Genomic DNA, 7,709 nt, shown 5'->3' with positions numbered 1-7,709 from the left:
GCGACAGACACCTTGTCCGGGTGGCGGAATGGCAGACGCGCTAGCTTGAGGTGCTAGTGCCCTTTATCGGGCGTGGGGGTTCAAGTCCCCCCTCGGACACCAGTGAGACCCCTGCTGAGCAGGGGTCTTCTGCTTTTCCGGGGCGGGCCCCGAGCGGGCACAATGGCCGTCATGACCACGCGTTCCTGCCCGTGCGGACTGCCCGAGGCGTACGAGAAGTGCTGCGGCCGTTTCCACGCGGGGACGGCGTCCGCGCCGAGTGCCGAGGCGTTGATGCGTTCGCGGTACAGCGCCTTCGTGCGGGGCGACGCGGGGTATCTGCTGCGGACGTGGCACCCGAGGACGCGGCCGGCGCGGCTCGATCTGGACCCGGGGATGCGGTGGACGGGGCTGGAGATCCTGGACACGGCCGACGGGTCCGCGTTCCACTCCACCGGCACGGTCACCTTCCGCGCCTCCTACCGCGGCGGCTCGCTGCACGAGCGGAGCCGGTTCGAGCGGGTGGACGGGGCGTGGGTGTACGTCGACGGGGAGTTCCTCGCGTAGGACCGTCAGGGCGCCAGGATGTCCAGTTCCTGGAGGGCGCCCACGGTGATCTCGCGGGTCAGCCGCTCGGCGCGCTCGGCGTCGCGGGCGCGGACGGCCTCGGCGACCCGGACGTGCAGGGTGACGGCGGCCGGGTCGGGGTCCTCGAACATCACGTCGTGGTGCGTACGTCCGGACAGGACCTCGGCGACGACTCCGCCGAGGCGGGCGAACATCTCGTTGCCGGACGCGGTCAGGATGACGCGGTGGAAGGCCACGTCGTGGAAGAGGTATCCCTCCAGCTTGTGGCCGCGTGAGTGGGCGACCATGCCGAGCGCGCACTCGGTGAGCTCCGCGCACTGCTCCGCGGTGGCGTGCCGGGCGGCCAGTCCGGCCGCGACGGGTTCGATCGCCGAGCGCAGCACGGTCAGGGAGCGCAGCTGGCGCGGGCGGTCGGCGCCGGCCAGGCGCCAGCGGATGACCTGCGGGTCGTAGACGTTCCACTCGCACTCGGGCAGGACGGTCACGCCCACGCGGCGGCGGGACTCGACCAGGTGCATGGACTCCAGTACGCGGACGGCCTCGCGCATCACGGAGCGCGACACCTCGAAGCGCTGTGCCAGCTCGTCCGTGCGCAGAACGCTGCCCGCGGGGTAGACGCCCGCTGTGATGTCGGGGCCGAGGGTGTCCAGTACGCGGCCGTGCAGCCCCCGGCCCGGTGTGCTCATGCACTCAGCGTACGGGGCGCGTCACGGGAACAAAAAGTCAGACTTATATGTCACAGACTCTTGAATTTGTCGTACCTAATGGGTTTCAGTGGCGTCGACATCACGTGTCGACGAAGACAGCAGACAGCGAGAGTGCGATGCAGCAACTGCACACCCCCCACGTCGTCGTGGTCATGGGCGTAGCGGGCACCGGGAAGACCACCATCGGCCCCCTGCTCGCGGCCCGGCTCGGCGTTCCCTACGCCGAGGGCGACGACTTCCACCCGCCGGCCAACATCGCCAAGATGTCGGCCGGGACCCCGCTCACCGACGATGACCGCTGGCCCTGGCTGGACGCCATCGGCCGCTGGGCGCACGGGCGGGCCGGGCTCGGCGGGGTGGTGAGCAGTTCCGCGCTGAAGCGGTCGTACCGCGACCGGCTGCGGGCCGCCGCTCCCGGTGTCGTCTTCGTCCACCTCACGGGCAGCCGCGAGCTGATCGAGGACCGGATGTCGCACCGCGAGGGGCACTTCATGCCGACGGCCCTGCTCGACTCCCAGTTCGCCACGCTCCAGCCCCTGGAGGCGGACGAGGCGGGGGTCGCCGTGGACGTCGCCGGCAGCCCGGAGGAGATCACCGAACGGGCGGCGAACGCCCTGAAGGCGCTCCCCGAGCCGGCCCTGTAACCCCCCTCGGTCCCCCTAGTCCCCCTCCCCCGAATCCCCATCACCGCAAGGGAATCACCGTGACCAGACTCAGCGTCGAGATGCTGGCAGCGGACACCGCCGAGCCGATCACCTCCGCCGGCCATGCCCAGCTGGGCATCGCCGTGCTGTTGGGCATCGCCGTCATCGTCCTGCTCATCACCAAGTTCAAGCTGCACGCCTTCCTGTCCCTGACCATCGGGACGCTGGCGCTCGGCGCGTTCGCCGGGGCTCCGCTGGACAAGGTCATCGCCAGCTTCACCACCGGGCTCGGCTCGACGGTCGCGGGCGTCGGCGTCCTGATCGCCCTCGGCGCGATTCTCGGCAAGATGCTCGCCGACTCCGGCGGCGCCGACCAGATCGTGGACACCATCCTGGCCAAGGCGAGTGTCCGGTCGATGCCGTGGGCGATGGTGCTGATCGCCTCCGTCGTCGGACTGCCGCTGTTCTTCGAGGTCGGCATCGTGCTGCTGATCCCGGTCGTCCTGATGGTCGCCAAGCGCGGCAACTACTCCCTGATGCGCATCGGCATCCCGGCGCTGGCCGGTCTGTCCGTGATGCACGGCCTGGTCCCGCCGCACCCCGGCCCGCTGGTCGCGATCGACGCGGTCGGCGCCAACCTCGGCGTGACCCTCGCGCTCGGTGTCCTGATCGCCATACCGACGGTGGTCATCGCCGGTCCGGTGTTCTCGAAGTACGCGGCCCGCTGGGTGGACGTCCCCGCCCCCGACCGCATGATCCCGCAGCGCGCCTCCGAGACCCTGGAGAAGCGCCCGAGCTTCGGCGCCACCCTCGCCACGATCCTGCTGCCGGTCGTGCTGATGCTGGCCAAGGCGCTCGTCGACATCATCGTGGACGACCCCGACCAGCTCGTGCAGCGCGTCTTCGACGTCGTCGGCTCGCCGCTGATCGCCCTGCTCGCCGCGGTGATCGTGGGTATCTTCACGCTGCTGCGGCCCGCCGGGTTCGCCAAGGACCGGGTCTCGGGCCTGGTCGAGAAGGGGCTCGCGCCCATCGCGGGCATCCTGCTGATCGTCGGCGCGGGCGGCGGCTTCAAGCAGACGCTGATCGACTCCGGCGTGGGCCGGATGATCCTGGAGATCTCCGAGGACTGGTCGATCCCGGCGCTGCTGCTGGCCTGGCTGATCGCGGTGGCGATCCGGCTGGCGACCGGTTCGGCGACGGTGGCGACCGTCTCGGCGGCCGGTCTGGTGGCGCCGCTGGCGGCCGACATGTCGACGACCCACGCGGCCCTGCTGGTCCTGGCGATCGGCGCCGGCTCGCTCTTCTTCAGCCATGTCAACGACGCCGGCTTCTGGCTGGTGAAGGAGTACTTCGGTCTGAACGTCGGCCAGACGATCAAGACCTGGTCCGTGATGGAGACGATCATCTCGGTGGTCGCGGGCGGTCTGGTGCTGCTGCTCTCCTTGATCATCTAGCGGTACGACGACGTCGACGGCGCCCGTTCCCGGTCCACCGGGGCGGGCGCCGTCGTCGTGCCGCACGGCTCAGGAGGGTTCGGCCGCCTTGTCCAGCTGGAAGGCCTCGTTGCCCAGGCCGATGCGGGCGTGCCGCTCGGGGGCGCGGGCGCGCAGGATCAGGCCCTGCACGAGGCCGGCGGCCGCGGCGAGGGCGATGATGCCGGGCAGGGCCCAGCTCAGCGCCGAGCCGGGGCCGGCGCCGACGAGGACGTCGAAGTCCTTCACCGTGTATCCGGCGATCACCAGGAGGGCGACGCCCGCGACGGCGGAGGTCGCCAGGCGGACGCCCTGGGCGCCGGCGGCGCCGCGGCGGACGAAGAAGGCGACCACGGAGAACGAGGCGGCGGCCATCAGCACGATCACCCCGAGGGCGCCGATGTTCCCGCCCCAGGTGAACAGGTGCAGGACGGGCTCGGTCGGGTCGCCGGCCGGCTTGTCGTCGGCGATCGCGAAGCCGGCGACCACGACGGCGGACACGGCGGTCTGGAGCAGCGAGCCGGTGCCGGGCGCGCCGCTGGTGCCGCTGGTGCGTCCGAAGGCGGCGGGCAGCAGGCCCTCGCGGCCCATGGCGAAGGCGTACCGGGCGACGACGTTGTGGAAGCTGAGCAGGGCCGCGAACATGCCGGTCACGAAGAGCACGTGCAGGACGTCGGTGAAGGTGCCGCCGAGCCGGGACTCGGTGAGGAAGAAGAGCAGGCCGGCGCTCTGCTCCTGCGCGGTGCCGACGATCTTGTCGGGGCCGGTGGCGACGGTCAGGGCCCAGCTGCTGAGCGCGAAGAAGACGGCGACGCCGCCGACGGCGAGGAACATCACGCGCGGCACCAGGACGTGCGGGCGGCTGGTCTCCTCGGCGTACACGGGGGCCTGCTCGAAGCCGAGGAAGGCGGCGATGCAGAAGCACAGCGCGGTGCCGACCCCCGCCCCGGTCAGCGTGTCGGGGTTGAAGGCGTGCAGCGACAGCCCCTGGGCGCCCGGGTCGGACACGGCGGCGATGTCGAAGACCACCACCAGCACGACCTCGATGAGCAGCAGCACCCCGAGCACGCGCGCGTTGACGTCGATCTTCAGCCAGCCCAGGGTGCCGACGGCGAGCACGGCCAGCAGCGCGGGGATCCACCAGGCGACGTCGAGGTCGGCGTAGGTGGCGAGGAGGCCGGAGACCTCGAAGCCGAAGATGCCGTAGATGCCGACCTGGAGGGCGTTGTACGCGACGAGCGCGACCAGTGCGGCGCCCGCGCCGGCGGTGCCGCCGAGGCCGCGGGAGATGTAGGCGTAGAAGGCGCCCGCGTTGTGGACGTGGCGGCTCATCTCGGCGTAGCCGACGCTGAAGAGGATGAGCACCACGCCCAGGATCACGAAGAGCAGCGGCTGTCCGACGATGCCCATCACGGCGAACGTGGTGGGCATGACCCCGGCGACCACCATGAGCGGGGCGGTGGCGGCGAGGACGGACAGCAGGAGGCCGCCCGTGCCCAGCCGGTCCGCGCGCAGCGCCCGCTCCTCCCCCTTGAAGGTGCTGATGCCGCCGTCGGTGCCGGCTCTGCTCGTGCGTGAACTGCCCGTGGTCATCGGGGGACCGTCCTCACTGTGGGTGTCGGGGTGTCAGGTGGTGCCCAGCGCGCCGGCGCGGGCGGCGCGGAAGGCGGTGTACGGGTCGCGGTCCGGGTACGACCACGGGGCGGGCGTGGCGTGCTCGCCGATGCGGTGGAAGAGGGCGGCGGCCTCGGCGCCGCGGCCCTCGCAGGACTTGGCGTGCGCGAGGAAGTTGAGGTCGACCAGGCGGCGCGGGTGGCCGTCCTGCTCCCATTCCAGCCACCAGTCGAAGGCCGCCTTCATCACCAGCCGGGCCCGGCGGCCGGCCCAGTGGCCGGACGCCACCGGGTCGGGGGACTCGTGTCCGGCGGCGGCCAGGACGCGGTAGCGCTCGGCGTGGGCGACCACGGGCAGGACGGCCAGCGGGGAGTCGGCGGGGGCCTGTTCGGCGGCCCAGTTGGCGAAGTCGTAGACCTCGTGGAGCGGGTCGGGGCCGCCGTCGCCGCGGCGTTCGGCGAGCCGGGCGACCATCAGGTGGTGGGCGTGGTGGTGGTCCGCGTACCGGCCGCGCACCTGCTCGAAGGCGCGGACGACGTCGTCGTCCGTGCCGAGCGTGCGTTCCAGCAGGAGCAGGCCGAGCCAGGGCGTGGGGTCGGCGGGCACGAGCGCGGCGGCGTCGCGGCAGGCCTCGCGGGCCCGGTCCGGCTTCTCCTTGCCCCGCAGGGCGCGGTGGACGACGGCCAGGGAGAGCAGGGCGGATGCGTCGGCGGAGTCGGGCTCGGCGAGCAGCCACTCGCGGGCCCAGGCGGCGCAGTAGGGCTCCTTGGCGAGGACGGTGACCCGGTGGCCGCGGCGGTCCCAGTCGTCACCCGTGTGGACGAGCAGGGAACGGGCGGACTGCCAGCGCCCCTGGGCCAACGCGGTCCGTGCGGTGACGAGTTCGGCGTCGTCGAGGGCCTCGTCGAAGGACTGGGCCGCGCGTCTGCGGCCGCGGCCGAGGGGAGGCGGGGGTGGGGGCACCGCGGGAACTTCCTCACGCGACCCGGGGGGTCGTCGTAGCCGGTTTGCCATGAACTGATCACGGACAGCAAACCGGCAGCCAAGGCTTGGCGTCAAGGCCCGCCGGCTCGTTACACGCGTCAACTGGCGTTACCGGCGGGCTACTTGTGACGCACGCCGCCGCCTCCCGCCAGTGTCGGCCACCCGGATGCGGGCACTCGCCCGGCGCGCCAGACCCGCTCGCACTAGAGTCGGTTTCTCACGCACCCCGTGGCCCGGCCTGACGATCGAGGTACGCAGCGTGTCGGTTCTGGTTCTGGTTCTCGCCGTGAGTGCCGCGTGCTGTCTGGGCTTCGGTTTCGTCCTCCAGCAGAACGCCGCCCAGCGTGCCCCGCTGGGTGACTTCCTCTCCCCGCGGCTGCTGCTCGACCTGGTGCGGGTGCCGCGCTGGCTGGGTGGCATGGGGCTGATGGTGGCCGGGATGGTGATGGGCGCGGTCGCGCTGGCCGGCGGCGAGATCACCCTGGTCGAGCCGCTCCTCGCGACGAACCTGCTCTTCGCGCTGGCCCTCTCGCGTGCGCAGACCCGGCAGCCGCTGGGCCGTCAGGGCTGGGCGGGGCTGGCGCTGCTGGCGGGCGGGGTGAGCGCGTTCATCGTGGCGGGCGAGCCGCGCGGCGGCAGCGCGGTGACCGATCCCGTGCGCCACTGGGTCATCCTCGGCGTGGTGCTGGGCCTCGCCCTGCTCCTCACCGCGTGCGCGGCGCGGGCTCGGCTGACCTGGGGGCCGGCGCTGCTGGCGCTGGCCGCGGGGCTGGTGTACGGGGTGCAGGACGCGCTGACGCGGGTCAGCGGGCAGCGGCTCTCGGCGGGCGGCGTCGCGGAACTGCTGTCCGGCTGGCAGCCGTACGCGGTGGTGGTGCTCGGCGTGACGGGCCTGGTCCTGGTGCAGAGCGCGTTCGAGACGGCGCCGCTGCGCAGGTCGCTGCCGGCCCTGACGGCGGCTCAGCCGCTCGCGGGCATCGCCTGCGGGGTCGGTTTCCTCGGCGACCGGCTGCGGACGGATGCGGGGGCGCTGGCGTGGGAGGCGGGGGGTCTCGCGGCGGTGGTGACGGGCATCGTGCTGCTCGGCATGCATCCGGCGATGCCGCAGGGGACGGGCGAGCGGGGGGCGGCGCGGGACCTGCAACGGCGCTGACGCCGGCGTCTCTCCGCCGCTGCTTGGATGGGTTCATGAGCGCTGCTGACGAGATCCTCGACATCGTCGACGAGAACGACCGGGTGACCGGGCAGGCCCGGCGGGGGGACGTGTACGCGCGGGGGCTTCGGCACCGCTGCGTGTTCGTGCGGGCGCGGGACGAGCGGGGGCGTCTCTTCGTCCACCGCCGCACGGCGACGAAGCTGGTGTTTCCGTCCCTGTACGACATGTTCGTGGGCGGGGTGGTGGGGGCGGGCGAGTCGTACGACGACGCGGCATTGCGGGAGGCGGAGGAGGAGCTGGGGGTGCGGGGGCTGGCGCGGCCGGAGTTCCTGTTCAAGTTCCTGTACGACGACGGGGGCGGGCGGACGTGGTGGTCGGCGGTGTACGAGGTGCGGTGCGGGTTGCCGGTGGCGCCGCAGGTGGAGGAAGTGGCGTGGTGGGGGTTCCTGGAGGAGGGGGAGGTGGAGCGGCGGCTCGGGGAGTGGGAGTGGGTGCCGGACGGGGTGGCGGCGTATGCGCGGCTGCGGGCGTGGGTGGGCGGTGGTGAGTGACGGGGGTTTGT

General features: G+C 72.5%; 8 protein-coding genes and 1 tRNA gene. 6 read left to right on the top strand and 3 right to left on the bottom strand.

Features of this window, described 5'->3' with window-relative positions; genetic code table 11:
• Window positions 1-14 precede the first annotated feature (14 nt).
• Window positions 15-102, top strand: a tRNA-Leu gene (locus GTW67_RS14465).
• A 69-nt stretch (window positions 103-171) separates the two neighbouring features.
• Window positions 172-546 carry a YchJ family protein gene (locus tag GTW67_RS14460; RefSeq protein WP_161165223.1) on the top strand — a complete coding sequence of 125 codons (375 nt, stop codon included), beginning with the start codon at window positions 172-174 and terminating at the stop codon, window positions 544-546.
• Window positions 547-551: 5 nt separating this feature from the next.
• On the opposite strand, the gene GTW67_RS14455 is transcribed toward GTW67_RS14460, so the two are convergent.
• Complete coding sequence (locus GTW67_RS14455; RefSeq protein WP_161165222.1) at window positions 552-1,253, bottom strand: FadR/GntR family transcriptional regulator; 702 nt, start codon at window positions 1,251-1,253, stop codon at window positions 552-554.
• Window positions 1,254-1,390: 137 nt separating this feature from the next.
• On the opposite strand from GTW67_RS14455, the gene GTW67_RS14450 reads away from it, so the two are divergent.
• Window positions 1,391-1,918: a gluconokinase gene (locus GTW67_RS14450; RefSeq protein WP_202437226.1), complete on the top strand. Its 528-nt coding sequence runs from the start codon at window positions 1,391-1,393 to the stop codon at window positions 1,916-1,918.
• A 59-nt stretch (window positions 1,919-1,977) separates the two neighbouring features.
• Window positions 1,978-3,375 carry a GntT/GntP/DsdX family permease gene (locus tag GTW67_RS14445; protein ID WP_161165221.1) on the top strand — a complete coding sequence of 466 codons (1,398 nt, stop codon included), beginning with the start codon at window positions 1,978-1,980 and terminating at the stop codon, window positions 3,373-3,375.
• 69 nt (window positions 3,376-3,444) lie between these two features.
• On the opposite strand, the gene GTW67_RS14440 is transcribed toward GTW67_RS14445, so the two are convergent.
• Together GTW67_RS14440 and GTW67_RS14435 are read right to left on the bottom strand one after the other, a co-directional pair.
• Window positions 3,445-4,986, bottom strand: coding sequence for an APC family permease (locus GTW67_RS14440; RefSeq protein ID WP_161165220.1), 1,542 nt, complete (start codon window positions 4,984-4,986; stop codon window positions 3,445-3,447).
• 33 nt (window positions 4,987-5,019) lie between these two features.
• Window positions 5,020-5,970, bottom strand: a complete 951-nt coding sequence (locus GTW67_RS14435) for a hypothetical protein (RefSeq protein WP_161165219.1) — start codon at window positions 5,968-5,970, stop codon at window positions 5,020-5,022.
• 280 nt (window positions 5,971-6,250) lie between these two features.
• Between GTW67_RS14435 and GTW67_RS14430 the strand changes: the two genes are divergently transcribed.
• Together GTW67_RS14430 and GTW67_RS14425 are read left to right on the top strand one after the other, a co-directional pair.
• Window positions 6,251-7,144: a DMT family transporter gene (locus tag GTW67_RS14430; RefSeq protein ID WP_161165218.1), complete on the top strand. Its 894-nt coding sequence runs from the start codon at window positions 6,251-6,253 to the stop codon at window positions 7,142-7,144.
• Window positions 7,145-7,179: 35 nt separating this feature from the next.
• Window positions 7,180-7,698 (top strand): NUDIX hydrolase, encoded by a 519-nt coding sequence (locus GTW67_RS14425; RefSeq protein WP_161165217.1) that lies wholly within the window; start codon window positions 7,180-7,182, stop codon window positions 7,696-7,698.
• Window positions 7,699-7,709: the final 11 nt, after the last annotated feature.

The sequence above is a fragment of the Streptomyces sp. SID5910 genome (genome assembly GCF_009862125.1).
Taxonomy (GTDB): Bacteria; Actinomycetota; Actinomycetes; order Streptomycetales; family Streptomycetaceae; genus Streptomyces.
Note: the sequence above shows the minus strand (reverse complement) of the source record. Positions and strands in the feature narration are given on the sequence as shown.